30 protein-coding genes are annotated in these 26,774 nt (G+C 64.1%); 18 read left to right on the plus strand and 12 right to left on the minus strand.

Going from position 1 to position 26,774, the window contains the following annotated elements:
- Nucleotides 1–252 precede the first annotated feature (252 nt).
- Together MTR72_RS10755 and MTR72_RS10760 are read left to right on the plus strand one after the other, a co-directional pair.
- Complete coding sequence (locus tag MTR72_RS10755) at nt 253–2,562, plus strand: NADP-dependent malic enzyme (RefSeq protein ID WP_280964252.1); 2,310 nt, start codon at nt 253–255, stop codon at nt 2,560–2,562.
- Nucleotides 2,563–2,879: 317 nt separating this feature from the next.
- Entirely contained in the window at nt 2,880–3,332 is a 453-nt protein-coding gene (locus tag MTR72_RS10760; RefSeq protein WP_280964251.1) for a DoxX family membrane protein, read from the plus strand.
- Between the two features lie 109 nt (nt 3,333–3,441).
- Here the strand turns inward: MTR72_RS10760 and MTR72_RS10765 are convergent, their stop codons facing one another.
- From MTR72_RS10765 to MTR72_RS10780, 4 genes are all read right to left on the minus strand, one after another.
- Entirely contained in the window at nt 3,442–3,996 is a 555-nt protein-coding gene (locus MTR72_RS10765) for a dihydrofolate reductase (protein ID WP_280964250.1), read from the minus strand.
- A gap of 9 nt (nt 3,997–4,005) precedes the next feature.
- Nucleotides 4,006–5,007: a polysaccharide deacetylase family protein gene (locus tag MTR72_RS10770; protein ID WP_280964249.1), complete on the minus strand. Its 1,002-nt coding sequence runs from the start codon at nt 5,005–5,007 to the stop codon at nt 4,006–4,008.
- Between the two features lie 168 nt (nt 5,008–5,175).
- Nucleotides 5,176–5,745, minus strand: a complete 570-nt coding sequence (locus MTR72_RS10775) for a glutathione peroxidase (RefSeq protein WP_280964248.1) — start codon at nt 5,743–5,745, stop codon at nt 5,176–5,178.
- A 134-nt stretch (nt 5,746–5,879) separates the two neighbouring features.
- Nucleotides 5,880–7,532 carry a L,D-transpeptidase gene (locus MTR72_RS10780; RefSeq protein ID WP_280964247.1) on the minus strand — a complete coding sequence of 551 codons (1,653 nt, stop codon included), beginning with the start codon at nt 7,530–7,532 and terminating at the stop codon, nt 5,880–5,882.
- 207 nt (nt 7,533–7,739) lie between these two features.
- On the opposite strand from MTR72_RS10780, the gene MTR72_RS10785 reads away from it, so the two are divergent.
- From MTR72_RS10785 to MTR72_RS10795, 3 genes are all read left to right on the plus strand, one after another.
- Nucleotides 7,740–8,288 carry a CreA family protein gene (locus MTR72_RS10785; RefSeq protein ID WP_280964246.1) on the plus strand — a complete coding sequence of 183 codons (549 nt, stop codon included), beginning with the start codon at nt 7,740–7,742 and terminating at the stop codon, nt 8,286–8,288.
- Between the two features lie 408 nt (nt 8,289–8,696).
- Nucleotides 8,697–8,858 (plus strand): hypothetical protein, encoded by a 162-nt coding sequence (locus MTR72_RS10790; protein ID WP_280964245.1) that lies wholly within the window; start codon nt 8,697–8,699, stop codon nt 8,856–8,858.
- Nucleotides 8,859–8,887: 29 nt separating this feature from the next.
- Entirely contained in the window at nt 8,888–9,250 is a 363-nt protein-coding gene (locus tag MTR72_RS10795; RefSeq protein WP_280964244.1) for a hypothetical protein, read from the plus strand.
- Between the two features lie 79 nt (nt 9,251–9,329).
- Here the strand turns inward: MTR72_RS10795 and MTR72_RS10800 are convergent, their stop codons facing one another.
- Nucleotides 9,330–9,575 (minus strand): DUF6719 family protein, encoded by a 246-nt coding sequence (locus tag MTR72_RS10800; protein WP_280970999.1) that lies wholly within the window; start codon nt 9,573–9,575, stop codon nt 9,330–9,332.
- 67 nt (nt 9,576–9,642) lie between these two features.
- Nucleotides 9,643–11,112, minus strand: a complete 1,470-nt coding sequence (gene pdxR, locus MTR72_RS10805; protein ID WP_280964243.1) for a MocR-like pyridoxine biosynthesis transcription factor PdxR — start codon at nt 11,110–11,112, stop codon at nt 9,643–9,645.
- Nucleotides 11,113–11,186: 74 nt separating this feature from the next.
- On the opposite strand from pdxR, the gene MTR72_RS10810 reads away from it, so the two are divergent.
- The 5 genes from MTR72_RS10810 (at nt 11,187) to kynU (ending at nt 16,540) form a co-directional block, all read left to right on the plus strand.
- Entirely contained in the window at nt 11,187–11,927 is a 741-nt protein-coding gene (locus MTR72_RS10810) for a pyridoxamine 5'-phosphate oxidase family protein (protein WP_280964242.1), read from the plus strand.
- Nucleotides 11,928–11,979: 52 nt separating this feature from the next.
- Nucleotides 11,980–13,257 carry an ArgE/DapE family deacylase gene (locus MTR72_RS10815; RefSeq protein ID WP_341510350.1) on the plus strand — a complete coding sequence of 426 codons (1,278 nt, stop codon included), beginning with the start codon at nt 11,980–11,982 and terminating at the stop codon, nt 13,255–13,257.
- A 385-nt stretch (nt 13,258–13,642) separates the two neighbouring features.
- Nucleotides 13,643–14,452, plus strand: a complete 810-nt coding sequence (locus MTR72_RS10820; protein WP_280964240.1) for an alpha/beta hydrolase — start codon at nt 13,643–13,645, stop codon at nt 14,450–14,452.
- Nucleotides 14,453–14,483: 31 nt separating this feature from the next.
- Nucleotides 14,484–15,323 (plus strand): tryptophan 2,3-dioxygenase, encoded by an 840-nt coding sequence (gene kynA / locus MTR72_RS10825; protein ID WP_280964239.1) that lies wholly within the window; start codon nt 14,484–14,486, stop codon nt 15,321–15,323.
- Between the two features lie 8 nt (nt 15,324–15,331).
- Complete coding sequence (kynU, locus tag MTR72_RS10830; RefSeq protein WP_280964238.1) at nt 15,332–16,540, plus strand: kynureninase; 1,209 nt, start codon at nt 15,332–15,334, stop codon at nt 16,538–16,540.
- A 164-nt stretch (nt 16,541–16,704) separates the two neighbouring features.
- On the opposite strand, the gene MTR72_RS10835 is transcribed toward kynU, so the two are convergent.
- Nucleotides 16,705–17,493, minus strand: coding sequence for a cobalamin-binding protein (locus MTR72_RS10835; RefSeq protein ID WP_341510351.1), 789 nt, complete (start codon nt 17,491–17,493; stop codon nt 16,705–16,707).
- A 119-nt stretch (nt 17,494–17,612) separates the two neighbouring features.
- Here MTR72_RS10835 and MTR72_RS10840 point away from each other — a divergent pair, with 119 nt between their 5' ends.
- Together MTR72_RS10840 and MTR72_RS10845 are read left to right on the plus strand one after the other, a co-directional pair.
- The gene (locus tag MTR72_RS10840) at nt 17,613–18,014 is read left to right on the plus strand and encodes a PaaI family thioesterase (RefSeq protein ID WP_280964236.1); all 402 of its coding nucleotides are present in this window, start codon (nt 17,613–17,615) and stop codon (nt 18,012–18,014) included.
- Between the two features lie 150 nt (nt 18,015–18,164).
- Nucleotides 18,165–18,770 carry a GNAT family N-acetyltransferase gene (locus MTR72_RS10845; RefSeq protein ID WP_341510352.1) on the plus strand — a complete coding sequence of 202 codons (606 nt, stop codon included), beginning with the start codon at nt 18,165–18,167 and terminating at the stop codon, nt 18,768–18,770.
- A gap of 74 nt (nt 18,771–18,844) precedes the next feature.
- Here MTR72_RS10845 and MTR72_RS10850 read toward each other — a convergent pair whose 3' ends face one another.
- The 4 genes from MTR72_RS10850 to MTR72_RS10865 all read right to left on the minus strand — a co-directional run bounded on the left by MTR72_RS10850 (nt 18,845) and on the right by MTR72_RS10865 (nt 21,612).
- Nucleotides 18,845–19,150: a hypothetical protein gene (locus MTR72_RS10850; RefSeq protein WP_279370234.1), complete on the minus strand. Its 306-nt coding sequence runs from the start codon at nt 19,148–19,150 to the stop codon at nt 18,845–18,847.
- Between the two features lie 104 nt (nt 19,151–19,254).
- Nucleotides 19,255–19,941, minus strand: coding sequence for a DUF2161 domain-containing phosphodiesterase (locus tag MTR72_RS10855; RefSeq protein WP_280964234.1), 687 nt, complete (start codon nt 19,939–19,941; stop codon nt 19,255–19,257).
- 222 nt (nt 19,942–20,163) lie between these two features.
- On the minus strand, nt 20,164–20,844 hold the full coding sequence (locus MTR72_RS10860; RefSeq protein WP_341510353.1) for an SDR family oxidoreductase: 681 nt from the start codon (nt 20,842–20,844) through the stop codon (nt 20,164–20,166).
- 24 nt (nt 20,845–20,868) lie between these two features.
- Nucleotides 20,869–21,612, minus strand: a complete 744-nt coding sequence (locus MTR72_RS10865; protein WP_280964232.1) for a tyrosine-protein phosphatase — start codon at nt 21,610–21,612, stop codon at nt 20,869–20,871.
- Nucleotides 21,613–21,698: 86 nt separating this feature from the next.
- Between MTR72_RS10865 and MTR72_RS10870 the strand changes: the two genes are divergently transcribed.
- On the plus strand, nt 21,699–22,010 hold the full coding sequence (locus MTR72_RS10870) for an MliC family protein (protein WP_280964231.1): 312 nt from the start codon (nt 21,699–21,701) through the stop codon (nt 22,008–22,010).
- Nucleotides 22,011–22,133: 123 nt separating this feature from the next.
- Here MTR72_RS10870 and MTR72_RS10875 read toward each other — a convergent pair whose 3' ends face one another.
- Nucleotides 22,134–22,337, minus strand: coding sequence for a DUF2735 domain-containing protein (locus MTR72_RS10875; RefSeq protein WP_280964230.1), 204 nt, complete (start codon nt 22,335–22,337; stop codon nt 22,134–22,136).
- A 536-nt stretch (nt 22,338–22,873) separates the two neighbouring features.
- On the opposite strand from MTR72_RS10875, the gene MTR72_RS10880 reads away from it, so the two are divergent.
- The 5 genes from MTR72_RS10880 (at nt 22,874) to MTR72_RS10900 (ending at nt 26,717) form a co-directional block, all read left to right on the plus strand.
- Entirely contained in the window at nt 22,874–23,908 is a 1,035-nt protein-coding gene (locus MTR72_RS10880; protein WP_280964229.1) for a glutamine synthetase beta-grasp domain-containing protein, read from the plus strand.
- Between the two features lie 199 nt (nt 23,909–24,107).
- Entirely contained in the window at nt 24,108–24,809 is a 702-nt protein-coding gene (locus tag MTR72_RS10885) for a GrlR family regulatory protein (RefSeq protein ID WP_280964228.1), read from the plus strand.
- Nucleotides 24,810–24,829: 20 nt separating this feature from the next.
- Nucleotides 24,830–25,516 carry a substrate-binding domain-containing protein gene (locus MTR72_RS10890; protein WP_280964227.1) on the plus strand — a complete coding sequence of 229 codons (687 nt, stop codon included), beginning with the start codon at nt 24,830–24,832 and terminating at the stop codon, nt 25,514–25,516.
- A gap of 96 nt (nt 25,517–25,612) precedes the next feature.
- Nucleotides 25,613–25,762 carry a hypothetical protein gene (locus tag MTR72_RS10895; RefSeq protein ID WP_007609497.1) on the plus strand — a complete coding sequence of 50 codons (150 nt, stop codon included), beginning with the start codon at nt 25,613–25,615 and terminating at the stop codon, nt 25,760–25,762.
- Nucleotides 25,763–26,012: 250 nt separating this feature from the next.
- Complete coding sequence (locus tag MTR72_RS10900; protein ID WP_280970998.1) at nt 26,013–26,717, plus strand: GrlR family regulatory protein; 705 nt, start codon at nt 26,013–26,015, stop codon at nt 26,715–26,717.
- The last annotated feature ends 57 nt before the right edge of the window (nt 26,718–26,774 follow it).

The following is a 26,774-nucleotide window of genomic DNA, read 5'->3' on the forward strand; positions in this document are numbered from 1 at the left end:
GCGTCAGCTCCAGTGGTCGATCGTGCGCAGCACAACCTGCCATATTCGCGAAACGTGGGGCGGTCCAGGGAAAGCTATGGTTTTCAAATATTTGACCGAGCGCCCTGTTGACGGGGTTGTAATCGGATGTTGCCACCGAGCCGTCGGCTGTGCTTCATCCCGGTTTCCATGCGCCGGAATACCGCGTGCACCGCGGTGAACTGGTCAGGACAATGCACTTTTGAGGCCGCATAACGCGAGGCGAAACACCGTATGTCGTCCCATTCTGAAGATCTCCATTCGGCGGCCCTGGCCTATCACCGCCTGCCGCGCCCCGGAAAGCTCGAGATCCAGGCGAGCAAGCCGCTCGCCAACCAGCGCGATCTCGCGCTTGCCTATTCTCCGGGCGTTGCCGCCGCCTGCACCGAGATCGCTAAGAGCCCGGCCGAAGCCGCCTCGCTCACGACCCGCGCCAACCTGGTCGCCGTGGTCTCGAACGGCACCGCGGTGCTGGGCCTCGGCAATATCGGTCCGCTGGCCTCGAAGCCGGTCATGGAGGGCAAGGCGGTCCTGTTCAAGAAGTTCGCCGGCATCGACGTCTTCGACATCGAAATCGCCGCCGAGACCATCGAACGCGTGGTCGAGACCGTTGCGGCGCTGGAGCCGACCTTCGGCGGAATCAATCTCGAGGACATCCGCGGGCCGGAGTGTTTTGAGATCGAGGCGCGCCTGAAGGAGCGCATGAAGATCCCGGTCTTCCATGACGACCAGCACGGCACTGCGATCATCGTCGCCGCCGCCATCACCAATGGCCTTCGGCTGAACGGCAAGAAGCTGTCCGACGTCAAGATCGTGGCATCGGGGGCGGGCGCCGCGGCAATCGCGACGCTCAACCTTCTGGTGTCGATGGGCGCGCAGCGCAAGAACATCTGGGTCTGCGACATCGACGGTCTCGTGCACGAGGGGCGCAACACCTCGATGGACCGCTGGAAGGCGGTCTATGCGCAGAAAACCGACAAGCGCACGCTCGCCGATGTCATCGGCGGCGCCGACATCTTTATTGGTCTGTCGGCGCCGAACGTGCTCAAGCCCGAGATGGCCAAGGCGATGGCCGAGCAGCCGCTGATCATGGCGCTCGCCAATCCCGTGCCGGAGATCATGCCGGAGGAGGCGCGCAAAGCGCGCCCCGACGCCATGATCTGCACCGGGCGCTCCGACTATCCGAACCAGGTCAACAACGTCCTGTGCTTTCCCTTCATTTTCCGCGGCGCGCTCGACGTCGGCGCCACCGCGATCAACGAGGAGATGAAGCACGCCGCGGTCGAGGCCATCGCGCAGCTTGCGCGCGAGGCGCCGTCGGATGCGGTGGCGCAGGGGTTTGACACCGGCGAGACGCAAGGGTTTGGCCCGGGCTCGCTGATCCCGAGCCCGTTCGATCCGCGGCTGATCCTGCGCATCGCGCCGGCTGTGGCGAAGGCGGCGATGGAATCCGGCGTCGCGACACGTCCCATTACCAATTTCGACGAATACACGGCGCTGCTCGAGCGCTTCGCCTTCCGCTCCGGCCTCGTCATGAAGCCGATGTTCGCGAAGGCCAAGACCCAGCCGGTCCGTGTGATCTATGCCGAGGGCGAGGACGAGCGCGTGCTGCGCGCAACGCAAGTCGTGCTGGAGGAGAAGCTGGCGCGGCCGATCCTGGTCGGCCGTCCCTCGGTGGTCGAGGCGCGCATCAAGCGCTTTGGCCTGTCGATCAGGGCGGGCAAGGATTTTGACCTCGTCAACCCCGAGGACGATCCGCGCTACCGCTCCTATGTGCAGTCCTATGTCGAGGTCGCCGGTCGCCGCGGCGTGACGCCGGATGCGGCGCGCACGGTGGTACGCACGAACAACACGGTGATCGCGGCGCTCGCCGTGGTGCGTGGGGAGGCGGATGCCATGCTCTGCGGCGTCGAAGGCCGCTACATGAGCCATCTGCGCCATGTCCGCGAGATCATCGGCTTCTCGCCGGGGATCAGCGACTACGCCGCGCTGGCGTTGCTGATCACCAGCAAGGGCGCCTTTTTCATCGCCGATACCCAGGTGCGGCCCAATCCGGGCGCGGAAGAGCTCGCCGAGATCGCCTCGCTCGCGGCAGTCCACGTCCAGCGCTTCAACATCAAGCCCAAGATCGCCTTCGTGTCGCACTCCGATTTCGGCGGCTACGACACCGAGTCCTCGCGCAAGATGCGCCGCGCCACCCAGCTCCTGAAGGAGAGGCATCCGGAGATCGAAGCCGACGGCGAGATGCAGGCCGACACCGCGCTGTCAGGGGCGGCACGCAAGCTTGTGCTGCCGCACTCGAATCTGGAAGGCGAGGCCAACGTCCTGGTCATGCCGACGCTCGACGCGGCCAACATCGCCTACCAGACCATCAAGGTTCTGGCCGACGCGCTTCCCGTCGGCCCGATCCTGATCGGCCCGGCGCGCCCGGCGCACATCCTCACGCCGGGTGTCACCGCGCGCGGCATCCTCAACATGACCGCGGTTGCCGTGGTTGAAGCGCAGGAGCGTGCAGCGCGGCAGCAGCCGACTTTGTTCACGTAGGCGGCGCCGCTTCTTCACCTCACCCCGCTTGCGGGGAGAGGCCGAATTCGAGCGTAGCTCGAATTCGGGTGAGGGGGGAGCTTCCGCGATTCCAACTGCCACCGTAATCGCGGAGGCGGCCCGTTACCCCAAGCCTCCCAGCGCGAGCGAAGCTCGTTGCGCCCCGTAAGAACTGGGAGAGGGGAGCACACGCCCGGAGCCTCGGCAGCTCAATCTTTTCAAAACGGTTCGCCATTTCCCCGTTTGAAAAGCTCACACGGACTCTTCATAATCCCGTCTGCGTCCCGTGCTCTAGAGCTTTGCCCATGAGGCCGACCATGCCAGCGTTCGTGACTTTCGGGCGGATCCTGTTCGCCGTGCTGTTCATCTACACGGGCGCGACCAAGCTGTTCGCCATCCAGGCGACAGCCGATTTCATCGCCACCAAGGTCGCGGTGCCCGAGGCGATCGCGCCATACGCAAAGCAGGTCGAGCAGGCGACCGCGATGACCACACCGCAGCTCCTCGCGATTGCGGTCGGTGCGCTCGAAATCATCGCAGGACTGATGATCGCACTGAACTTCGGCGCGCGCTTCTTCGCGATGCTGCTGATCATCTACGTCGCGGTCGCAACCGTGCTGTTCTACGATTTCTGGAACCAGGTGCCGCCAGACAACGCCAAGATGCTGGTCGACGCGCTCAAGAACCTGTCGATCATCGGCGCGCTGTTCATGATCATCGGCTACGGTCGCGCCACGCGCCCGGTCGAGGCGGCCTACGGCGACGTGTAGAGCCGGTTCGTAGTGTGGGTTCGCCGACCACGTCCGCCGTAGCTCAACGAGCGAAGGCGGAAGGCGTAACCCCCTCGTGTTGTTGGAGAAGCGGTGGGTTACGCTGACGCTAGCCCGTTCTGCGCCAGGGCGTGACAGTGACTTCATGCTCGGCATCGAGCGTAAACGGCGCGCCCGGCTTCATCCCGTGTGCGGCCAGCAACTCGTGCGGTGTCCGTTCCGGCACGCCCACGAAGCAGCCTTCGCCGCCGGGCAGCCGCACGTGCGGCGCTTCCGACAGCCAGAACGTGTCATAGCGGTCCATGAACATGTCGAACACGTCGGGACCGCCGATGATCGCGACTGTGCCGGAGACGACGTCGGCGAAGGCGCAGGCTTCTTCGAAGCTCGCGTGCGCCGGATTCCACAGGGTCGCGTTCGGCATTTCCGGATCGACGGTGAGCGCCTTGATCCTGCGGGTCAGGATCAGCCGCTTGCGCTTGGGCGAATTCGGCTGCCCCTCATGCGAGTGCCGGCCGTGCACGATCAGCGCGGCGCGATCGAGCGCCTGCTCGAAGAACAGCTTGTCGCCCTCGAACTTCAAGACGTCAGGCATAACATGGCCCGCGTCGGCAAGCATGCCATCCGCGGAGACGATGACGTAACCTTCGAACCGGAAAGACAATGGTGGCGGCTATTCGGAAACGGTCGTCACCACGCTGTTGACAGGGCGCTGGCTCACCGTCGGCAGCTTGACGTCCTTGAGCAGCTCCTGGTCGTATTCGGGCAGCGTCGAGACCGGCGCCTTCGCGCGCATCGCCACCACCTTGTAGCCGCCGGCCTTGAGGCGGTTCAAGAGCTCGGGCAGGGCTTCCGCCGTGTGCTTCTGGAAGTCGTGCATCAGGATGATGCCCTTGCCGAGCTTGTCGAGCTTCTTCATCACGGTCTCGATCACCTTCTCGGGCTTGGAGGCCTTGAAGTCGAAGGAGTCGAGATCGCAGGAGAAGATCGCGATGTTGCGGTTGCCGAGATAGGTGACCATCTCCGGCGGATGCTGGAGCGCCGGGAAGCGGAAGAACGGCGAGGGCGAGATGCCTCCGAGCGCCCATTTCACAGCGCTAAAGCCTTTCTCGATCTCATCCTTCCTCTGCTGCTCGTTGAGCTTCTTGTTGTTGAGATTTGCATGCGACCAGGTGTGCGTGCCGATGGTATGGCCGGCCGCGTAGACCTGCTTCAGGAGCTCCGGCTCATAGGTCGCGTGCTTGCCGATCGGGAAGAAGATCCCGGTGGTGCACTGATCGGCGAGTGCCTTCAGCACCGCGGGCGTGTTGTGCGGCCAGGGACCGTCGTCGAAAGTGAGAACCACCTCGTGGTCGCGCAGGAAGTCGAGCTCCTTGAAGTGCTCGAAGCCGAAGCCGGGTCCGCCGGTGGTGTCGATTTCGACAGTGCGGGCGACGCCGAGTGCATCTGGATTGTTGCAGGCGGCCCGCGCCGGCTGCGCCGCTTGTTTCGGCGCAGGCGGATTGACGAAGGCGGGCTGTGCGGCTGCCGCAGCGGGTGCGGCTGCAGGCGCTGCGGCAGCCGGTGCGGCTTGCGTCGCGGCCGCGGGCTTCGCTGCCGGGGTTTGTGACCACGCAGCGCCTGCCATCGCGACAGACATTGCGCTTGCCAAAATCAGTCTTGCCGCCACACGCATGGTGTTGTCCCTCGAGATTGATCCCGTTGTTCCACCGCGGCTTTTCGCCTCCGGCAAAACCCTTTCCTTGCCCCAGATAATCCTAACCTAGATGGTGCGCCGTCGCCATTGCAACGGCTCTTTGACGCTTCGCCACAATTGTGCCCAACCGTCTTGAAGTGCGGCGCGTCAGCTATCAGCCAGTGCTTTCGCGACCGCTGTCTTCACCCGCGTGTCGGTCGGCTCGACCGCAGACGCGAACACCTCGGCGATATAGCCGTCGCGGCCGATCAGATACTTGTGGAAGTTCCAGCGCGGAACCTCCTTCGGCCGCGCCTCTGCCGCCCATTTGTAGAAGGGATGCGCCTTCGCTCCGACCACAACGACCTTGGCCGCGATCGGGAAGGTAACGCCGTATTGATGGTGCGCGGTCTCCGAGATTTCGCTCGCGCCGCCGGGCTCCTGGCCGCCGAAATCGTTCGAGGGCACGCCGATGATGGTCAGCCCGCGCTCGCGAAACTCGCTCCAGAGCTCCTGCAATCCAGCATATTGCGGAGTGTAGCCGCAGAGCGAGGCAGTGTTCACGATCAGCAGCGGCCGGCCGGTGAAGGCGGCGAGTCGGATGTCGTCGCCCGAAAGGGCCGGGAAGGCGAAGGCGTAGGCCGAGATGCCGCTCATGCCGCCGTCGGCCAGCGCGCGCGTTGCAGACGCGGCGGTCGCGGCAAGCGCCGCGGTCAGGATGGTCCTGCGGTTCGGCATGGCGACGTCCCCGACGTGATCCGGACGCATCTTAATTCACCGGGGCCCGCGCGATGCTCACCATCGCGTTACGCCGCCGCAGTTGGACTGTGCTTCCTCCTCCCCAGGCGGGAGCGGTGAACCGAGCGCGCGGCTCAGCGCAGGCGGACGATGAAGTCCGTGCCTTCGCCGGTCTCACCCTGGTTGATGCCCTGGTCCGATACGATAATCGAGCTGCCGGTGGTCAGCATCTCGTTGATCTTCGCCATGGTGTCGGCGGGGATCGAGATGCGGTCGAGCGCCTCGGCCGGGCCGTCCGGCGTGATCACAGGCTTTGCTGTAACCGGGATCACGGCTGCGGCCATGCGCTGGCGGTGGTTCTTGCGGCCGCCATCCTCGCGCTCGGCGGACCTGATGGAGATGGGCAGCGACACCACAGACCAGTGCAGCACATTGGTGTCGGTCTTGTCGACCTCGGCCGTGAAGACATGTGTGCCGAGCGGCCGGTCGCTCGCCGCGATCGTTACGGGTACCTCGAACAGCGCCGCAAAGTTCTGCCGCACATAGAGCTTGGAGTCCTTGCGGCTGATGAACACGGCGATCTGGCCGGCGCGCTTCGGCGCTTCCACCTTTGCTGAGGGCGCAGGATCAGCGAGGCGGCCCTGGTCCTTACTCACATCCGGTGAACCGGACTGCGCGGGCGCGGTGGCCGTCACCGCTGCATCCGGCGTCTTGGAAGACTCGGCCGTCTCGGTCTTGGTTGCTCCGACCTTCTCGGCGGGCTTGGCATCGGTTGTTGCCGTGGCCTTGGGTGCATCCTTGGAAGCATCGGCTGCCACCAGGTCAGGCTTGGCCGCCGCGTTCGCCACCTCGGCCGGCTCGGACACTTCGGCGGTCTTGGTCTCGGTTGCCACGGTCCTGTCCGCCGATGCGACGGCTTCGTCGTGGGCCGGCGCGTCACCGATCGGCAGGTCCGACATCACGGCGTGACCGACCGTCGAGCGCAGCTCGAGCACGGCGTGTGCGTTGGCCGTCTTCGTCTCGGCCGGCTTGGCTTCTCCGACGGTCGCTTCGGCGGTCTTGGTCTCGGTTGCATCCCTGTCCGCCTTGTCGCCGGCATTGGTCTGTGGCTCGAGGCTGGCTGCGGGCTGCGGCGCAACGCGCACGGAGGCGAGCAGCGGATGCGAGAAGCTTCGCGGCGTCATCTGTCCCGGCGTGACGATCACGCGCGCGCCCATCTTGGTCCAGTTCCACATCTTCACGGCAAATGGCGTCGGCATGCGGATGCAGCCGTGCGAGGCCGGGTAGCCGGGTAGCACGCCGGCATGCATGGCGACGCCGGACCAAGTGATCCGCTGCATGTACGGCATCGGCGCATTGCTATAGATGTTGGAGTGGTGGAATTTGTGCTTCTGGATGACGCTGAACACGCCCATAGGCGTGGAATGGCCTTTCATGCCGGTCGACACCGGCGATTCCGCAAACACCCCATTGGAATCGTAGATCGTCACTTTCTGCCGGTCGATCGAGACGACGATGACGAGCGGTCCTTGCGGCTTGGCGCCGACCTCCTTCTCGGCGACGATGTCCTTCTTGCCGGTCGCGCTGCGCTTCTGCGGCTTCTGTCGCAGCAATTCCGGACGGCGCTCCTGCCGGGCGAAATAGGAGCCGTCGGAATAATCCGTCCAATAATAAAACGCTGCTTCCGCGTGCCTTGTCGTGCCGATCGCACCCGCCGCCGTCAAAACGGCGACGTGCCAGAACCGCGCCGATGCGGCGATAGAACTGGACCCCTTCACGCTGTTCATCCTCGAATCCACAATTCCAGGTTAGTATTTAGTCTCTCAGAGGGTATATGCGTTCACCAGCATGGCGGTTCTGCGGTCCGCTACATTTGTCCGAGCCGTAGCAAAAAAGCCTCACAGAGCAGTAAACAGCGGCAACCTCTGGCGCCGGGCGCCTTCCTGATCGGCTGCCGAATGCCTACGTTGCGGGACTCGCTACCGGAGAACTTCATGTCATCCCGTTTCCCCGGTTTTTCCGGCATCCGCTTGAAAGACTTCGCTTTATTCCTCCTGCTGCTGATCTTGTCCGCGACCTCCGCCTTAGCTGCCGACGAGCCGGATCTGATCTTCCGCCGCTCCACCGTGTTCAAATGGGTGAGCCCCAACGACAAGCTTGCAACCTACGGTGTCGACGATCCCGAGGTGGAGGGCATCGCCTGCCATTTTACCGTGCCGGAAAGAGGCGGATTTAAGGGCTGGCTGGGGCTGGCCGAGGAGGTCTCGGACGTCTCGCTGGCCTGCCGCCAGGTCGGCCCCATCAAGTTCAAGAACAAGCTCGAGCAGGGCGATGACATGTTCCGCCGGCGCCGCTCGCTGTTCTTCAAGAAGATGCAGATTGTGCGCGGCTGTGATGCCAAGCGCAACGTGCTGGTCTACATGGTTTATTCCGACAAGCTCATCGAGGGCTCGCCGAAGAACTCGACCTCGACGGTGCCGATCATGCCTTGGGGGACGTCGGATACGAATATCGAGAAGTGCGGCGACTTCTTCACCCAGTGACGACGCCTCAATCCTGATGCGGCGCGCGCGGCTTGATGAGGTGTGAGCCCGTCAGCCGCACGAACATCTGCGGCACGGCCTCGTAGCCAAGGCTCGACTGCAGCGCCATGGCCCCAAAAGAATCCTCGGTTCGATTGGATCGACCTTCGTTTGTGCTTCTCTTCAGCAGAAAAATGCAAAACGCATGCGAAGGGCAGGTCTCGGCCGGATGACCGCGCCGTCACACGCCCATCTGAAATGATTGATGTTTTCCGAGAATTGTTTCGTCGCACCGCGGTCGACGAAACAATTCTCACGAACACGAAACCATTTTGCGCTTTTGGCGCATCACGGACGAAACGACGCATGGTTATCAGGTCCGCAACGAAACGGTGCACCGGCCGACGGATTAGATCCTGGAGACAGTGAATGCGCGCGCTCAGCCTCATCCTCGCGTTCGGCCTCGTGCTCGCTGGCTCGTCCGTCGCAGGTTCGGCCAATGGCAATCTGCCGGGCGTCGGCACCTTCGAGTACAGTGGCTCGCCGATCACCCCGGCGTCCCAGCCGATCGCGGTCGCGGCGCGCTTCTGATCGTTAAGAGAAACTCAGCCGGCAGCACCATGATGCTTCGTCTCTGCGCCGCAGCGTTCATCTCTCTCGCAACGATCAGCGCGGCCCAGGCGCAGGTGCGCTCTCCCAACAGATTGCCGGATCCACGCAGCGAGTTCGTGCGGCTGTGCGCGCCGCATATGCTCGGCCGCTGGGAGCATCCCGAGGACGTTTGCGGCTGCCTGCACGACCATGCCGCTGCCGTCGTCGAAGATCGTGATCTGCGCGAAGCATTGCTGCGCGGCATCAGCGAGACCGGCGTGCCGACGATCGAAACCGACTGGGTCCCGGCATCCAAGCAGAGCGAGATCGGTCCGACCTTCACCAAGATCGCCAAGCCGACCTTGCAGTGCATGTTCGACCCGGCGAAGTAAGCCTCGTTTTTCTTTCCGTAAAACCGCCGCACACTTTGCGCTAACGCGGCCCTTCGGGTGCGGATGATGCTCTAGCCCATCATTTCGATTTCGGACCGAACCGTGGCACGCAGGCACTGGTGCGCGAGACCCCCTTGTCGGTCATCTTCGCGCCGCGCACTTCCTTGACCTGTCCGGCTGGACACGTTCCGTCGTCCACGAGCACGCGCTGGCCAAGCTTGAGATCGACGATGTCCTGTTCGCGCCCGACGGTGGCCGCGTGGGCTACCGTCGCCATCGCGGTGGAGATCAGGAGCGAGAGGCAAGTCGCGCGGCGCAGCAGCATCATCAGAGGTCCCGGCATTGATGGCGCAATGTAGGGAGCAGCGCGCGATTCTGATAGTGAACCTTCGTCACGTCCGGCGGGCCGCTTTGTGGTTCGCACGCAAGGCGGCAAGCGATTCCCGCGCGAGCCGATCGGCGGATGCGATGAGTTGTGGAACCGCGTGTCCCGAAAATCCCAGCACGAAGCCGGGAAGGGGGCGCGTGCGTGAGTAGGTGTCAGCCAACAGCCAGCCTTCCGCGCCGGCCGCCTGCTTCGCCTGTGCCGCGACTGCAAGGTCGATGGACGGATCGAATCGTGCGACCAGATGCAGGCCTTGTGACGGCACCGGCACCGAGAGTGTCCCGTCGGACGCGGCTTCAAGCGTCGCGGCCAGTACATCGCGCGCCTCGCGATAGAGTTTTCGCACACGCTTCAGGTTTGCGGCGAAGGCTCCCGAATTGAGCATGTCGGCGACCGCGCCCTCCATCAGCGTGCCGGGAAAACGGTCGAGCGCGGCGCGTGCGGCGGTCACGTCGGCGATGAGGCGCTCGGGCAGAGCGCAATAGCCGATGCGCAAGCCCGGAAACAGGGTTTTGGCAAACGTGCCCATGTAGATCACGCGCTGGAGACGATCGATGCCGGCGAGCGACATCAGCGGCGCGCCGTCATAGCGGAACTCGCTGTCGTAGTCGTCCTCGAACACGAAGGCGCCGGCCGTCTTCGCCCAGTCCAGCAGCTCGAGTCGCCGCGACATCGACATCTGCACGCCCAGTGGAAACTGATGCGACGGCGTCACATAGGCCGCGCGCGCGGAGGGTGCGGCCGCACGGCCCTTGGCGATGCGCATGCCGTGCTCGTCGACAGGAACCGACACCGCGCGATACCCACAATGCGCAATGGTCCTGTGGGCGGCGGGATAGCCGGGATCCTCGCACCAGACCTGATCATTCGGCTTCAGAATCGCGCTGAGAACGATCCGCAGCGCATGCAGCGTACCCGAGGTCAACATGATCTGGTCGGGATCGCAGCGCAGGCCTCGCGCCGACAAGAGGTGGTCGGCGATCGCGGCGCGCAGTTCGCGGCTCCCGCGCGGATCGCCATAGTGGAGATGCTCGGCGCCAAACGCGCGCATGCGCCGGCCGACGAAAGCGCGGAAGCGCTGCACCGCGCGCTCGTCGATATGGGTGCAGCCGAGTGAGAAGGCACCTTGCCGCGGCGCCTCGACGGCGACTTTCGGCTTCTTCGGCTCGGCCGCGTGTGCCGGGATGCGAGCGGCGACGAAGGTGCCGGAGCCGACTGTCGCCTCGGCGAAGCCGTCGGCGATCAGGCGCTCATAGGCGGTGACGACGGCGTTGCGCCGAAATCCCGTTTGCTTTGCCAGGGTCCGCGACGGCGGCAGCGGCTCGCCCGGCTTTACCAGCCCGGCGACGATCATCTCACACAGCGCCTGGTACAGCCGGTGCGCCGCGGACGCGCCGGCCGTGACGTGCGGGCCGGCGAGGTCGAGCGGTAGCTCGGACCTGGGCGAGGCGGCGAAATTGGTCGGAATTTTTTGCATGGAATTGGCACTATCGCAGACCAAATTCGCCGGTACAACTCCCTGGAATTCTTCCAATTCCGACAGGAGCGGCCGTGAACCAGGACCAGGTCCAAAATGGCGAGACCCCAAATTCCTATCCGACGTCGGCGCGCAGCCAGGTGAAGCGCCGCCACGACCGCGGCTTCTACGATCACGCCACCGTCCACCGCATCCTGGACTCCTCGATGCTCTGTCACGTCTCCTATGTGATCGACGGCCAGCCTTATTGCACACCGACCTTCTTCTGGCGCGAGGGGACGAAGCTCTATTGGCACGGCTCGAGCGCGAGCCGCATGCTGCGCAACCAGTCAAAGGGCGAGCGGGTATGCCTGACGGTCGCCCATCTCGACAGCCTGGTGCTGGCGCGCTGCGGCTTCAATCACTCCGCCGACTACCGCGCCGTGATGGCGTTCGGCACCGCCTATCTCGTCACCGATCCCGAGGAGAAGGAGCGCGCGCTGGTTGCCATGGTCGATCGCTTCTTCCCTGACCGTACCGCGGGCCTGCGCCAGAGCAACACGCAGGAGATCAAGGCGACGTCCTTCATTGCGATGGAGATCGAGGAAGCGTCGGCAAAAGTCCGCGCCAAGGGCGTAGCCGACGACGATGAAGACTACGCGTTGCCGATCTATGCCGAGCGCATTCCCGTGCGCACCGTGCTCGGTGCGCCGGAGCCGTGCCCGCGTCTGCGCGACGGCGTGACGCGCCCTGCGAAGCTGAATGGCTATTCCGAAGGCCGATTGCTCGAAGATGCATTGCGGGATGCCTATTTTGCACAGTACCCGAACGGCTGAAATCGGCTAGCTTGCGCGCTCCCTGGATGATTGGAATGCCTGGAGTTGCCTGATGAATGCCGATACGCAGCAGAGGATTGTTGACGCCGTCGACGCCGGTTTCGAAGCCCAGCTTGGGACCACCCGCGATTTCGTCGCGATCCCCTCGATCCGCGGCGCGGAGGGGCCGTGTCAGGACATGATCGGCGACCTCCTGCGCGAACGCGGCTACGAGATCGACGACTGGCACATCAATGTCGACGACTTGAAGGACCTGCGCGGCTTCGGTCCGATCGAGCATGACTTCTCCAAGGCGCGCACGGTGGTGGGCACCTATCGCCCTCAAACGAACGGCGGCAAATCGCTAATCCTCCAGGGGCACTGCGACGTCGTGCCTGCCGGTCCCCTGGAATTGTGGGACACGCCGCCATTCTCGCCTGTCATGAAGGACGGCAAGATGTTCGGCCGAGGCGCCTGCGACATGAAGTCCGGCACCATCGGCGCGCTCTATGCGCTGGACGCGATCAAGGCTGCGGGCTTTCGGCCGACGGCGCGGATCCATTTCCAGTCCGTGATCGAGGAAGAGAGCACCGGCGTCGGCGCACTCTCGACGCTTCAGCGCGGCTATCGCGCCGATGCCTGCTTCATTCCAGAGCCGACCGGCGGCAAGATGGTGCGATCGCAGGTCGGCGTGATCTGGTTTCGTCTGCGGGTGAAAGGCCATCCCGTCCACGTCGCACGTGCGGGCTCAGGCGCCAACGCGATCATGGCGGCGTATCATTTGATCCAGGCGCTGCAAAAGCTCGAGATCGAGTGGAACGAGCGGGCGAAGAGCGATCGTTATTTCAAGACGCTGAACCATCCCATCAACTTCAATCCAGGCATCATCAAGGGCGGCGACTGGGCTTCCAGCGTGCCGGCCTGGTGCGACGTCGACTGCCGTATCGCGGTGCTGCCGGGCTGGTCGATCGCCGATCACCAGAAGGAGATTGTGGCCTGTGTCGCCGCCGCCGCGCGCAACCATCGGTTCCTCGCCAACAACCCGCCGCAGATCGAATGGTCGGGCTTCCTGTCGGAAGGCTATGAGCTGACCGACGCCGCCGCGCCGGAAGCCGCCTTCGCGAAGGCCTTCGATAGGACCTATGGCGGTGCGGTCGAAGACCTCGTCTTCACCGCGCTCACCGACACCCGCTTCTACGGTCTCAACTACGGCATCCCGAGCCTCTGCTTCGGTCCGAGCGGCGGCGAGATGCACGGCTTCAACGAATATGTCGATCTGGAGTCGCTGAAGAAAGCGACCAAGGCCATGGCGCTGTTCATCGCGGAATGGTGCGGGCTGGAGAAGGCGTAGTTTCTTTCTCCGCCGTCATTGCGAGCCAACGGGTCCGCGCGAAGCGCGGCCCGATGACAGGCTCCGCGAAGCAGTCCAGAATCCCGCCGCGGAGGCAGTCTGGATTGCTTTGTCGCTACGCTCCTCGCAATGACGAATTGGTGGTCCCTCATCCTGAGGAGCTTGTGACAAGCGTCTCGAAGGATGAAGGCCCGGTCGGTGGCCTCGCCCTTCGCGGCGCCGCTGCGCGGCTCCTCAGGGTGAGGGGAGACACCTTGCCGGTACGGCTTGCTGCCCGAAACACAGACGCCGCCAAATGCTTTAAGCTTCAAATAAAGGCTAGGATGCCGGCCGTGCCGGTGGCAGACTGGGCCCCATCGCAGGCCGAGTCCGTCAGGGAGTGACAATGCGCGACTGGGATGATGCCTATGCCAATTCGGCCCATGTGCCGGGCTCGGACAAGTTGCCCGCGCTGTGGGCGGAGCGGGGGGCGGCTTATCGTGCCGGGCTCAACGGTCTTCGTCCCGACATTGCCTATGGCCCCGGCCAGCGCCAGCGGCTCGACCTGATTCTGCCCGACGGCGAAAGCAAAGGCCTCGTCGTCTTCGTCCACGGCGGCTATTGGATGCGCTTCGCCAAGTCGGATTGGACCGATCTCGCCGAAGGCGCGCGGCACCACGGCTGGACTGTCGCGTTGCCGAGCTACACGCTGGCGCCGGCCGCCCGCATTTCTGACATCACCGTCGAGATCGCCGCCGCCATCGCCAAGGCGGCTTCGCTCGTTTCGGGCCCGATCCGGCTCGCCGGCCACTCTGCTGGCGGCCATCTCGTCACGCGGATGCTGTGTGACGACAGCCGGCTCGAGCCTGCCATCTACGATCGCATCGCCGCGACGCTCTCGATCAGCGGTCTGCACGATCTGCGTCCGCTCTTGAAGACGAAAATGAACCAGACGCTGCACATGACCACGGAGGAAGCGACGCTGGAGAGCGCTGCGCTGCATCTGCCGCGCGGACAGGCACCGGTCACGGCCTGGGTCGGCGGCGCCGAACGCCCCGAGTTCATCCGCCAGTCCGAGCTGATGGCGAATGTCTGGACCGGTTTTGATGTGCCGACGCGCCTTACCATCGAGCCGGGGCTCAACCACTTCACGGTGATCGACGGGCTGAAGGATCCGTCGTCGCCGATCACCGCGCGCCTCGTCGGCCTCGACTGACAAAAGAGGGGATAATCGAGAGGGCCTTGTCATGACGTCCAGCGATTACGATCCCACCAACGAAGGCGCCGAGACCGATTTTGCCCGGCGGATGTCCTATGGCGATTATCTGGCGCTGGACGCGATCCTCACCGCGCAGCATCCGCTGTCGGAGGCGCATGACGAAATGTTGTTCATCATACAGCATCAAACCACGGAATTGTGGATGCGGCTTGCCATCCACGAGCTCAGCGCCGCACGCCGTGCGATCGCGCGGGACGACGTGGCACCGGCAATGAAGATGCTGGCGCGGGTGTCGCGCATCTTCGAGCAGCTCAACAGTGCCTGGGACGTGCTGCGGACTATGACGCCCAGCGAATACACGCGCTTCCGCTCCAAGCTCGGCCAGTCCTCGGGCTTCCAGTCGCGCCAGTACCGGCTGATCGAATATCTGCTCGGCAACCGCAATCACGCCATGCTCAAGCCGCACGCGCATGACGCGGAAGTGACGAAACTCCTGGAAGCCGAGCTTGCGACACCGAGCCTCTATGACGAGGTGTTGCGGCTCGCCGACCGCCACGGGCTCAAAATGCCGGCCTCGGTATTGTCGCGCGACGTGCGCGAGACCCACAGCCTCCATGAGGGGGTGCTTCAGGCCTGGCGCGAGGTCTACGAGGCGCCCGAGACGCACTGGATGCTCTACGAGCTCGCCGAGAAACTGGTCGACTTCGAGGATTATTTCCGCCGTTGGCGCTTCAACCACGTGACGACGGTCGAGCGCGTCATCGGCTTCAAACGCGGCACCGGCGGCACCGGCGGCGTCAGCTACCTCAAGCGCATGCTGGAGGTCGAGCTGTTCCCCGAACTTTGGCGCGTCCGTACCATCCTCTAGAGGTGTCCATGACCGACAGTCAGTTGCGCGTCTATGATGACACCAGGGCGCTCTTCCATTTGCCGGAGGGCGTAATCTATCTCGACGGCAATTCGCTGGGGGCGCTGCCGCTTGGCGTGGCCGAGCGCGTGGGCAGCGTCATCACGGCCGAGTGGGGCAACGAGCTGATCCGCGCTTGGAACACGGCCGGATGGTATGTGCAGCCGCGCCGCGTCGGCGATCGCATTGCGCGGCTGATCGGTGCGGAGGCCGGCTCCGTGATGATGGGCGATACGCTGTCACTGAAGGTCTATCAGGCGCTCGCCGCCGCGCTCGACATGAAGCGGGAACGCAAGGTCGTCTTGTCCGACACCGGCAATTTCCCAACCGATCTCTACATGGCCGAAGGCCTGATCGCGACGCTCGGGCGTGGGCACCAATTGCGCCTGGTGGCGCCGGAGGAGATCGAGGCCTCGTTGTCGGAGGAGATCGCGGTCCTCTACATCACCGAAGTCGACTACCGTACCGGCCGCCGCCACGACATGTCGATGCTCACCGCGAAAGCGCATGCGCTCGGCATCGTCACCGTCTGGGATCTCGCACACTCGGCCGGCGCCTTGCCGGTCGATCTCGCCGGATGCGGCGCCGATTTCGCTGCGGGGTGCACCTACAAATATCTCAACGCGGGCCCCGGCGCGCCGGCCTTCTTCTATGTCGCGCCGTGCCACGCCGATCGCGCATGGGCGGCGCTGTCGGGGTGGATGGGACACGCAAAGCCCTTTGCCTTCGATCTCGGCTATGCGCCTGCCGGCGGCGTCGAGCGCATGCGCGTCGGCACTCCGCCGGTGCTGGCGATGGCGGCGCTCGAGGCCTCGCTCGACATCTGGGACCGCGTCGACATCGGCGAAGTGCGCGCACGCTCGCTGGCGCTGGGCGATCTGCTGATCGCCGAGGTCGAGCGCCGCTGCCCGCAGCTCAAGCTCGTCACCCCGCGCGCCCACGAACGCCGCGGCTCGCAAGTTTCCTTCGCCTTCGATGGCGGCTACGCCGCCATGCAGGCGCTGATCGCGCGGGGCGTGATCGGCGATTTTCGTGCGCCGGATATCATGCGGTTCGGCATCACGCCGCTCTATGTCGGCGAGGCCGAGGTGCTGAAGGCGGCCGAGATCATCGAGGAGGTGATCATAGACGAGGTGTGGCGGCGGCCGGAGTATCAGGTGGTAAATGCGGTGACGTGAGCCCGCTCTGCTGTGCCCCGGACGCAGCGCAGCGCTTCTTCAGCGGTGCGCTGCAGAGCGGGGCCCATGCTACGCGGGAATTCGTTGCGAGATGGGTCCCGCCTCAGCACCGCAATGCTGGCGCGTCGCGGCGCGTCCGGCACACGAGATGCTCGACGGGGAAGTTATTCGCGCTCGCCCCACAAGGCCTTCACGATCGCATCCAGTCCATCCGTCAGCGCGGCCGGCCCCGGTTGCAGTATGATCGTCGACTTGATCTCGACGATGCGGTCATCACGCACTGCCGGAATCTCGCTCCAGCTATCGCGCTGGCGGATGCGCGCGGGCACGACTTTCTTGCCGCACCAGGAGGCGAGGATGACATCGGGCGCGGCGTCGCGCACCGCCTCCGCCGTGACGATGCGGTCCTTCGCGGCGTGCCGATGCCGCAACTCCGGAAACACATCCTCGCCGCCGGCGATCTCGATCAGCTCTGAGACCCAACCGATGCCCGAGATCAACGGATCGTCCCACTCCTCGAAATAGACCTTTGGCCGCGGCAAGGGGCGGGGTGTTGCGACGATCGTGGCGAGGCGGCATTCGAAGCCTTGCGCGAGGTCCTCTGCGCGTCCTGCCGCGCCCACGAGCGAGCCTAGCGTGCGGATCATTGCCAAAATGCCGGCGACGTCGCGCTGATTGAAGACGTGGACGGCGATACCGGCTCGCACGAGGTCGGCGACAATGCCCGCCTGAAGGTCGGAGAAGGCCAGCACGATTTCCGGCTCCAGCGCCAGGATTTTTGGAATGTCCGCCGAAACGAATGCCGACACCCGCGGCTTCTCGCGGCGCACTTGTGGTGGGCGCACCGCGTAACCGGAGACGCCGACGATGCGGTCCTGCTCGCCGAGAAGATAGAGCGTTTCGACCGTTTCCTCGGTCAGGCAGACGATGCGGCGGGGCGGGAAGTGGCGCATGGGAGGAGCATATGCGCAAATGCCGGCAAAGATGTCAGCAGGGCCCTTACCTCGGACGTCATTGCTTTGCTGATCAAAGCCATTCACGTTGAGAACACAACGAATTGGGAGAAGACTCGATGACGCCGCTTGAGAAACTTAAAGCGATGAAGATGCCATTTGCCGAACTCAAGGGTGTCGAATTCGTCGAAGCCGAGAAGGATCGCGTGGTGGCACGGATGACGGTCAGGCCCGATCTCTGCACGCTCGGCCACATCGCGCATGGCGGCGCCGTGATGGCGCTGGCCGATTCGGTCGGGGCGGCTGCGACCGTGATCAACCTGCCTGAGGACGCCAAGGGCACGACCACGCTGGAGAGCAAGACCAATTTCATCGGTGGGGCCAAGGAAGGAACCACCCTGGTCGCCACGGCAACACCCGTCCACCGGGGCCGTCGAACCCAGGTCTGGACGACCCGGCTGGAGACCGAGGACGGCAAGCTGGTGGCCGTGGTGACCCAGACGCAGCTCGTCCTCGGATGATTATGGGGACTTGATTCTGTTAACGAATTGGTCGTTTGCCATGCCTCTAACTTGGGCAGGTTCCCATCTTGAAAAATATGCTGCGACGCACAATATTGGGCGCCTAGGGATTCGAACGCCTCCTCGAGGGACACCAAGAGGAGTTTTGACGTGGCAATTCAAGAGACCGTCCGTACCGCTCAGGGCTATGTGCGGACACTGATCCAGCAGGAAGAGCTGCCGCTTCTGCGTGATCACCTTCTGAGGCTCGATCCTGAAAGCCGGCACGACCGATTCAACGGTTTTCTCGACGACAGCTTCATCGAGCGTTATGCCGCCCGCTGTGCCGAGGACGGTACAGTGATCGTCGCCTATATCGTCGACGGGGTGGTCCGCGGTGCCGCCGAGTTGCATCCGCCGGAAGGCGATTCGTTGCCTGAGGTCGCGTTCAGCGTGGAAGCCTCGGCGCGCCGCCAAGGCGTCGGCACCGTGCTGTTCCGCCGCCTGATCGCCGAGGCGCGCTGGAAAGGCTACAAGCGCCTGCGCATCACGACGGGAGCCGAGAATCACGCTATGCGCGGACTTGCGAAGAAGTTCGGCGCGCATCTGCAATTCCGGCATGGCGAATCGACAGGCACGATCGATCTCGCCAAGACGCCCGAGGCCGAGCTTGCTGATCTCGCGGCAGCGCCGTTTACGGCCGGCCGCGCGATCCTCAGCTTCAACTCGACCTGCTGGAAGCTCATCTCCAGCATGTACGGCAATCGCGCCGCTTAGGGGCGTTGCCCGGAATCAAAAAAGCGGACCGGCAAGGCCGGTCCGCTTTCGTATTTGGGGGAATGAAAAAGCGCTCAGGTCCCGGTGCGCTTGTCGTTGCCGAAACGGCGCACGACGCGGCGTTCGACCACGACCGAACGTTGTGCGCCCTGTTCGCCGGCGATGACGCGGGTTGCCGAAATGCGGGTGTTGGTACGGGCCTGCTTCTTCACTTCGGCCTGCACGACATCGAGCGGCATTCCCATCAGCGCGGCAGCGATCTCGGCCTGCGCGTCCTGATCGTCGGTGATGCCGACGGCGGCGAAAATCGCCTCGTCCAGGGTCGGCGGATCGTGGCGGACGCGCCGCGTGCCATATTTGGTATTCCAGTCTGCACTCATGGGGGCCTCATTTCGATCCCGGGATACCTAGTGCCGCCTATGTTGCATTGCAATATGATTTTGATGTGGCATCTCAGCTATTCACGGCTTGCATCGATCCAATGTCAGGACGGAGAGGCGACACCGGCATCGACGTTAACCCGTTGCTGCGGCCAGCGTTTCAGGGCCGCCTGGCCGGCCTCAGTGAGGCCATAGATTCCGCGCTCGGCGCGCTTGAACCAGCCATAGACGTTGTGCAGGAGGATCTTGCCGGCGTCCGGACAACGTTCGCGCAGCTCGCGGACGCGCCGCGGCCCGTCGGCGAGCGCCGCCGCGCAGGCGAGCGCTTGCTGCCGATAGGCGGTCATGATCGGCGCCCGCGTGCTGCCGCCGAGCACGGGATCGCCGTGGCGGCGCTGATGCTCAGCGACGAGGCGGGAGCGTGTCTTCGGCTCGCGGCGCGGGGCTGCCGTCGGCGGCTTCACCAGCACCTCGACTTGGCCGCGATCGGTCACCCCTAACATGCCGAAGCCGAGCCGACGGCAGAGGTTGCGGTAGCGCGCATCGCTCTCGCGTCCCTTGCCGCGCGCCGACATCTTTGCGGCGATCCAGATCTCGTCGCCGGCCGGCGCGCGGTCGACGGCCTGCAGGATCAGCTCGAGATTGAAGGAGAGCTTGAGCTCGCCGATCACCACGACCGGCGGATCGCCGGCGCTCAAGCCTACGAGATCGCAGCCGCCGATCTCGCCCTTGACCGTGAAGCCGAGCTCTTCGAGGAAGCGTTTGACGGGCAGATAAAGGGAGGTTTCCAAGAAAGCTTCCGAGGCTTTGCGTTCCGTTTCGAGAATCAGTTCCGGGCAGTCTAGCCCGGATCGGACCTAGGCCTCTGCGCCATTTGATCGGGAATCGATGGTGCGGCTATCCTGCACGCGGGGACAGTCGGGCGTTCGCGAAGATGACAATCGGGAATGGGCTGTACCACATCCGGATCGAGATGCTGGACGGCGTGCAGGGCGGCAAATCGGGGTGCCGGACTAGACGCGTCCACTCACCGGGATCAGGGCACCCGTGACGCCGCTCGCGGCGTCGCTGGCGAGGAACAGGATCACCTCAGCGAGCTCCTGCGGCGTCACCCATTTGGAGAAATCCGCTTTCGGCATGTCCGCGCGGTTGGCCTTGGTGTCGATGATCGACGGCAGCACCGCGTTCACGGTGACCTTGCCTTTCCACTCGTTGGCCAGTGCCTCGGTGAGGCGATGCACGCCGGCCTTGGAGGCTGCGTAGGGGCCCATGCCGCCCCCGGCATGTAGCGCGCCCATCGCGCCGATGTTGACTATGCGGCCGGCCTTGGAGGCGGCGAGATGCGGCAGCGCCGCGCGCGAGGTGTTGAGCGCGGTCAGCACATTGAGCGCATACATGCGCTGCCATGTCTTGATGTCGCCGTCGCCGACCGTCTCGAAGGCGAAGCCGCCAGCGACGTTGATCAGCGCGTCCAGCTTGCCGAAGTGCTGTGCCGCCGTATCGACCGCCGTCTTCGCCTGTGCCGCATCGGTCAGATCGACGCCGCCGATCTCGATGCGGTCGGCCGTCGCCGGCATCTGCGAGGGGGCGTAGTCGATGCCGGCAATGCGCGCGCCTCGCGCCCGCGCAACCTCGGCCACCATCTTGCCGAGCGCGCCGAGCACGCCGGTGACGATCAGAACCTTACCTTGCATCATCGACCTCCGGGCACACGGCGCTTAGAATTGCAAATAGCGCGCCTTCAGCGCGGTCCGCTCCGGTGTGCCGAGCTTGAGCCCATCGCGCAAGTAGGATTCGAGATCGCCATATTCGGCGCGCACGGCCTCGAAGCCGGCATCGAGATAGGAGGCCTCGACGCTTCCGATGGCGTCGAGCACATCGGCGGGAAGATCGACCGCGCTCGTGGCGTCACGGCGGTAGAGCTGGTTGGTCAGCAGGTAATCTTCGGCGATGATGCCGTCCGCCACGCCGAGCGCGTGCAGGATCAGCGCGCTGGCAAAGCCGGTGCGGTCCTTGCCGGCAGTGCAGTGGATGACGAGCGGCGCGCGGTCCTCCAACAAGTGCCCGAACAGCGTCCGGAAGCTGTGCGTGTTGTAGCGGACATAGTTGCGGTAGGACTCGCGCATGATCTCCAGCGCAACCGGCGCGGTCAGCGTGCCCCTGGCGAGCTCGGCGCGCAGCGCAGCCACCACGGTCGGTTCGATCGGCAGCGAGTGGACAGTGATCTCATTGACCACGCAGACGCCGGCGGCGCGCTCCTCAACCCCGCGAAAGTCGAACGCGCTCCTTACGCCGAGCGCGCGGACGATGTCGACATCGGCCGCAGTGAGCTGGCCGAGATGGTTGGAGCGGAAGATGTGGCGCCAACGCGTCGTGCGGCCGTCGGCAGTCGGATAGCCGCCGAGATCGCGAAAATTGCTGGCGCCTTGCAGCTTGAGGTGGCGGGCAGGGGAGTCTGACATGGGATCAGCTTGGGCTATGTTACCGGCGGGCGCGCGTAGCAGGCGTCCTTCGGGTTTTTTCTTGAGGTCTATTACAGGGGGCGATCATGGGCCGGCACAAGGCCATTATTTTGGCTTTCGGACTTCTTGCAGGCGGAACCTTCCAGGCGCGGCCGGCGAGCGCGCAGACGTTCCAGACCTATCGTTGTGCCGATGGTACGCAGTTCATCGTTGGGTTTTATGACTACGACAAGCGCGCCTTCGTCCAGATCGACGGCGAGCCGATCACTCTCGCCAAGCGGCTGACGGTCTCGGGCGCACGCTATTCAGGGGCGGGCATCACGCTGAAATTCGGCAAGACAGGCACCACCACGGTCAAGCATCTCAAGCGGCCTGTCACCACCTGTGCGGTGATCTGAGAACCTGGTCCCAACAACAAGGTCCCAAGAATCAAAAAGGGTCGAAACGACGTTGTTTCGACCCTTTTTCGAATTGCCGCCCGGATTCGAGCGAGCACGGCAGTCCCGAACCGAAGGCGGGCATCATCGGTCCCATTTCGGCTTGGCTTCGTCGATCGCCTCCTGATGATACCAGCTATCGCTGCAGATCGATTCGCTCACGGGACGCGAAACGTGATCGGCAGGAAGGCGGGTCTCGCCATAGCGGCGCCCCCCGAGAGCGGCGCGGCCGCCGACGGGGAATTGGTAGATCTTTGCAGATCCCTCACTCAGACCATTGTTGATCATTCGATATCTCCTTGGTCGAAGCGCTTGGCCTCCAAGCTGCGCCTGACTCGTTCGATTGTGGTTACTGGAATCTCGATATTGGCCGAGCATGCGGGAATGCAAAGTGCCCAAAAGCAGATCACTTCCTGCCTATTTCTTGGGCTGCCGATGTTTTGCTTCCTCCAAGGCATCGGACGAGTGACCAAACGCCTGGGCCATTGCGAAGGTTGCGAGAGGCGGGCCGGCGACTTTGCGAAAATTGCGGGACGGTGCTGCGCCTTTCATCGGTAGCGGCACTGCAGCGCTAGGCTGCATTAGAATCGAGCGTTTTCCGCGGGATTTTTGCAGTGCAGCTTCACGGAAAGGTGCGCTGCTGTGACGCACGGATTTGGGGACCTCCGGCGGGCCTGCCGGCGTGGACCGGCACCGGTGGATAAAGGTCAGCAGTACGGTCTTTTGGCACGTAAAATGCTTGTAACCGGGCGGCCGATGATGGCCGGGTACAATGTGCGGGAACTCTCGGTTCCCACCTTTCGCATCATCTACAGAGAGGCTCAATGACCAAGTACAAGCTCGAGTACATCTGGCTCGACGGATATACGCCGACACCGAATTTGCGCGGCAAGACTCAGATCAAGGAATTCGCGTCGTTCCCGACGCTCGAGCAGCTTCCGCTCTGGGGCTTCGATGGCTCCTCCACGCAGCAGGCCGAAGGCCACAGCTCGGACTGCGTGCTGAAGCCGGTTGCAGTTTTCCCGGACGGCGCCCGCACCAATGGCGTGCTGGTGATGTGCGAAGTCATGATGCCCGATGGCAAGACCCCGCATCCGTCCAACAAGCGCGCCACCATCCTCGACGACGCCGGCGCCTGGTTCGGCTTCGAGCAGGAATATTTCTTCTACAAGGACGGCCGTCCGCTCGGCTTCCCGTCGTCCGGCTATCCGGCCCCGCAGGGTCCGTACTACACCGGCGTCGGCTATTCGAACGTCGGCGACGTCGCCCGCAAGATCGTCGAGGAGCATCTCGACCTCTGTCTCGCGGCCGGCATCAACCATGAAGGCATCAACGCGGAAGTCGCGAAGGGCCAGTGGGAATTCCAGATCTTCGGCAAGGGCTCCAAGACCGCTGCCGACCAGATGTGGATGGCCCGCTACCTGATGCTGCGCCTCACCGAGAAGTACGGCATCGACATCGAATTCCACTGCAAGCCGCTCGGCGACACCGATTGGAACGGCTCGGGCATGCACGCCAACTTCTCGACCGCCTACATGCGTGAAGTCGGCGGCAAGGAGTACTTCGAGGCGCTGATGGCCGCCTTCGAGAAGAACCTCATGGACCATATCGCCGTCTACGGCCCGGACAACGACAAGCGTCTGACCGGCAAGCACGAGACCGCGCCCTGGAACAAGTTCAGCTATGGCGTGGCCGACCGCGGTGCCTCGATCCGCGTTCCGCACTCCTTCGTCAACAACGGCTACAAGGGCTATCTGGAAGACCGCCGTCCGAACTCGCAGGGCGACCCATACCAGATCGCTTCGCAGATCCTGAAGACGATCTCGTCCGTGCCGACCGACAAGAAGGCCGCGGCCTAAGATCCTCCCGGCCCGGGCCAGGGGGGGCTGGTCCGGGTTGCTTTCAATCCGCCAGAGTCGAAAGGCTCTGGCGGATTTTTGCATTTTGATGACGATCTCCGCTGCGGTCTGGCGGCCATGCCGGGCCCTAAATTTGTCCATCGCCGGCGAAAGCGGGATAGACTGCGCTCGGATGCGCGCAGGGCCGGGGACGCGGCTGGTGTTCGAAGGGTTTTACAAGGTGCGATTTCAGCTTGGCGACGCGGTCGGCAGGAGCGTGATGCATGCCGGCAACGGCAAGATGCTCGGCGGCAATTCGGCCTTCGCCCACATCGGCACCTACGAGAAGACGGACGACGGCGTCGACGTCATAATCAAGACTGTCCGCCACAACCCGGATCCAAATTACCGCGCCATGGCCGGCACTGACGATGCGACCTTGATTGCGAAGGGGACGCCGGACGGCGATCTCTATCGCTTCAGGGGGGAGCTGAAGGAGTTGCCCGGCGTGCCCTTCCAGTCGGTGATGACGCCGATCACGGAGGACGAGGTGCCGATCGCAGGCGGCGCCGGCGAGGGCGGCATCGTCGACGGACTCTACTCGGTTCACCTGCGCATGCTCGATGGCGTCGATGGCGGCCTCACCGGCGTGATGCTGCTGAACCGGGGCCGCATCCTCGGCGGCGATGCATCGTTCTATTACCTCGGCACCTACACAGCGGCGAAGGGCCGCTGGAAGGGCCAGATCCTGAACCAGGAGCACACGCCGGCGAAGGACGATCCGATCTTCGGCGGTCATGAGGTCGGGATCGGTTTCTCCGGCACCTATGACGGGGAGCACGCGGTGCTGGAGGCAACCGCGTTCGCCGGCAAGCGCAGCCTGCGCCTGACCGCCGCGCTCAAGCTGATGCATCGCGTCTGATCACTATCCCGGAATCACACATGGAAAATACCGTCCGCACGCTCTCGACGCTTGGCCTGTTAGGGGCGATGCGTCAGCTCTCGTCGGCCTTTGAGGCGGCCACCGGTATCCGGATCGACGCGGACTTCGCGCCGACCCAGGCACTGCTCAAGCGGTTGCGCGATGGCGAGGCCGCCGATCTCGTGATCCTCACGCGCGAAGGGCTCGACGAGGTCATCGGCGAAGGCCGCGTGGCCGCGGACAGCGCCGTCGACCTGGCGCGCTCCTATGTCGGTATTGCCGTCAGGGCAGGGCACGCGCATCCCGATATCGTCACCGAAGGTGCGCTGCGCCAGACGCTGCTGGCCGCGCGATCCGTCGCCTATTCACGACTCGGCGCGAGCGGAATCTACTTCGCGGAATTGATCGAGCGGATGGGGATTGCGGCCGAGATCAATGCCGGGGCCACCATCGTGCAGCAAGGTTTTACGGCAGAGCGGCTCGTGACCGGCGAGGCCGATCTCGCCGTGCAGCAGGTCAGCGAGTTGAAGCAGATCGACGGCATCGAGGTGGTAGGACCGATCCCGCACACCTTGCAAACGCCGGCGGTGTTTTCCGCCGCCCGCATGGCGGATGCGAAGCATGCCGCAGCCGCCGACCGCCTGCTGCGCTATCTGGCTTCACGCGAGGTGGTGCCCGTCCTGCGGCAGTCCGGGCTAGAGCCCTAATGGGCGAGGTTGCTGCGGATGCCTCTGCCGCGGCTTGCTTGGGGAACCTCGCCCGCAAGCCCGTCGTTGAGTCCTGGACGAACGGGAGGCGCGATCATGATCCGCAAACTGGCATCCGGCGAATATCGTCTCTATTCACGCAAGGTGAATCCCAAGACCGGCAAGCGCCGCAATCTCGGCACCTTCAAGAGCCGTGCGGCGGCCGAAAAGCACGAGCGCGAGGTGCAATATTTCAAGCGGCACTAGCGCGTGGTGAATGCCGTCCCGGACCGGCCTACAAAAAATATCGAAAACAACCCCATGCAAAGTAGCCGGGAGGCCGGGATGGCGGTATGCGGATTTAGCGAAATCGATTGACGCGTCGGGCAAAACACCGGGACGATGGCATCATCGCAGCGGAAGGCCAACGGTTCCTGCGCGGAAAAGCCCGATGGCAACGGCCGTCGGACAATGCTAGGTAGCCGGCGATTCGATATTGCATTTGCGGGCCATTTCATTGCTGGACGGTCTCTACAAGGTTGAGTACGGCATCAACGGCGCGTTCGGCCGCAGCATCATGTGCATGCACGAGGGCAAGCTGCTGGGCGGCAATTCAGCCTTCGCGCATCTCGGCACATATCAGGAGCGCGATGGCGAGATCATCGGCGAGGTGATCACCGAGCGTCACAATGATGATCCCGACTTCAAGCCGCTGATGGGCGCCGACGTCGCTGCGATCAAGGTGCGCGGCAGGACGGAGGGATCGACAATCCTGTTCGAAGGCAAGGCGGATCCGATGCCCGACGGCGTGTTCTGGGCAAACCTTGCGCCGCTCGACGATGCGGCGCTGCCGCCGCGCGGCACGGTCGGGCCTGATGGCATTGCGAACGGGCTGTACTCCATCCACATCCGCGCGCTCGACGGTGTCGATGCCGGGCTCTCCGGCGTCATGCTGCTGATGGACGGCCGCATCCTCGGCGGCGATGCATTCTTCTACTACCTCGGCTCCTATTCGTCTGCGGATGGCCGCTGGAAGGGTGAGATCCTCAACCAGGAACATACGCCGGCGAAGGAAGAGAATCCCGTCTTCGGCGGCTATGAGGTCGGGATCGGTTTCTCCGGAAGCTGTACGGCGGACAGCGGTGAACTCGAAGGCATCGCGCTCGCAGGCAAGCGCAGCCTGCGCCTTGCCGCTTCGCTCAAGCTGATGCGGCGGGCTTGAGGCGCGCGCTCATGAATTCGTCGCGTCCGCTTTGCAGGCGACGTTGAAGCCGAGACG

The sequence above is a fragment of the Bradyrhizobium sp. ISRA442 genome (genome assembly GCF_038085055.1).
Taxonomy (GTDB): domain Bacteria; phylum Pseudomonadota; class Alphaproteobacteria; order Rhizobiales; family Xanthobacteraceae; genus Bradyrhizobium.

Excerpts from the sequence above, each read along its gene's own strand:
- MTR72_RS10860 (WP_341510353.1), bottom strand. The coding sequence starts at position 20,844 with ATGCAAGGTAAGGTTCTGATCGTCACCGGCGTGCTCGGCGCGCTCGGC.
- MTR72_RS10890 (WP_280964227.1), top strand. The coding sequence starts at position 24,830 with ATGGAAAATACCGTCCGCACGCTCTCGACGCTTGGCCTGTTAGGGGCG.
- kynU (WP_280964238.1), top strand. The coding sequence starts at position 15,332 with ATGACCGACAGTCAGTTGCGCGTCTATGATGACACCAGGGCGCTCTTC.
- MTR72_RS10780 (WP_280964247.1), bottom strand. The coding sequence starts at position 7,532 with ATGAACAGCGTGAAGGGGTCCAGTTCTATCGCCGCATCGGCGCGGTTC.
- MTR72_RS10835 (WP_341510351.1), bottom strand. The coding sequence starts at position 17,493 with ATGCGCCACTTCCCGCCCCGCCGCATCGTCTGCCTGACCGAGGAAACG.
- MTR72_RS10800 (WP_280970999.1), bottom strand. The coding sequence starts at position 9,575 with ATGCTGCTGCGCCGCGCGACTTGCCTCTCGCTCCTGATCTCCACCGCG.
- MTR72_RS10820 (WP_280964240.1), top strand. The coding sequence starts at position 13,643 with ATGCGCGACTGGGATGATGCCTATGCCAATTCGGCCCATGTGCCGGGC.
- MTR72_RS10840 (WP_280964236.1), top strand. The coding sequence starts at position 17,613 with ATGACGCCGCTTGAGAAACTTAAAGCGATGAAGATGCCATTTGCCGAA.
- MTR72_RS10850 (WP_279370234.1), bottom strand. The coding sequence starts at position 19,150 with ATGAGTGCAGACTGGAATACCAAATATGGCACGCGGCGCGTCCGCCAC.
- MTR72_RS10815 (WP_341510350.1), top strand. The coding sequence starts at position 11,980 with ATGAATGCCGATACGCAGCAGAGGATTGTTGACGCCGTCGACGCCGGT.
- pdxR (WP_280964243.1), bottom strand. The coding sequence starts at position 11,112 with ATGCAAAAAATTCCGACCAATTTCGCCGCCTCGCCCAGGTCCGAGCTA.
- MTR72_RS10895 (WP_007609497.1), top strand. The coding sequence starts at position 25,613 with ATGATCCGCAAACTGGCATCCGGCGAATATCGTCTCTATTCACGCAAG.
- MTR72_RS10865 (WP_280964232.1), bottom strand. The coding sequence starts at position 21,612 with ATGTCAGACTCCCCTGCCCGCCACCTCAAGCTGCAAGGCGCCAGCAAT.
- MTR72_RS10870 (WP_280964231.1), top strand. The coding sequence starts at position 21,699 with ATGGGCCGGCACAAGGCCATTATTTTGGCTTTCGGACTTCTTGCAGGC.
- MTR72_RS10880 (WP_280964229.1), top strand. The coding sequence starts at position 22,874 with ATGACCAAGTACAAGCTCGAGTACATCTGGCTCGACGGATATACGCCG.
- MTR72_RS10775 (WP_280964248.1), bottom strand. The coding sequence starts at position 5,745 with ATGCCGAACCGCAGGACCATCCTGACCGCGGCGCTTGCCGCGACCGCC.
- MTR72_RS10790 (WP_280964245.1), top strand. The coding sequence starts at position 8,697 with ATGCGCGCGCTCAGCCTCATCCTCGCGTTCGGCCTCGTGCTCGCTGGC.
- MTR72_RS10875 (WP_280964230.1), bottom strand. The coding sequence starts at position 22,337 with ATGATCAACAATGGTCTGAGTGAGGGATCTGCAAAGATCTACCAATTC.
- MTR72_RS10770 (WP_280964249.1), bottom strand. The coding sequence starts at position 5,007 with ATGCGTGTGGCGGCAAGACTGATTTTGGCAAGCGCAATGTCTGTCGCG.
- MTR72_RS10760 (WP_280964251.1), top strand. The coding sequence starts at position 2,880 with ATGCCAGCGTTCGTGACTTTCGGGCGGATCCTGTTCGCCGTGCTGTTC.
- MTR72_RS10785 (WP_280964246.1), top strand. The coding sequence starts at position 7,740 with ATGTCATCCCGTTTCCCCGGTTTTTCCGGCATCCGCTTGAAAGACTTC.
- kynA (WP_280964239.1), top strand. The coding sequence starts at position 14,484 with ATGACGTCCAGCGATTACGATCCCACCAACGAAGGCGCCGAGACCGAT.
- MTR72_RS10755 (WP_280964252.1), top strand. The coding sequence starts at position 253 with ATGTCGTCCCATTCTGAAGATCTCCATTCGGCGGCCCTGGCCTATCAC.
- MTR72_RS10795 (WP_280964244.1), top strand. The coding sequence starts at position 8,888 with ATGATGCTTCGTCTCTGCGCCGCAGCGTTCATCTCTCTCGCAACGATC.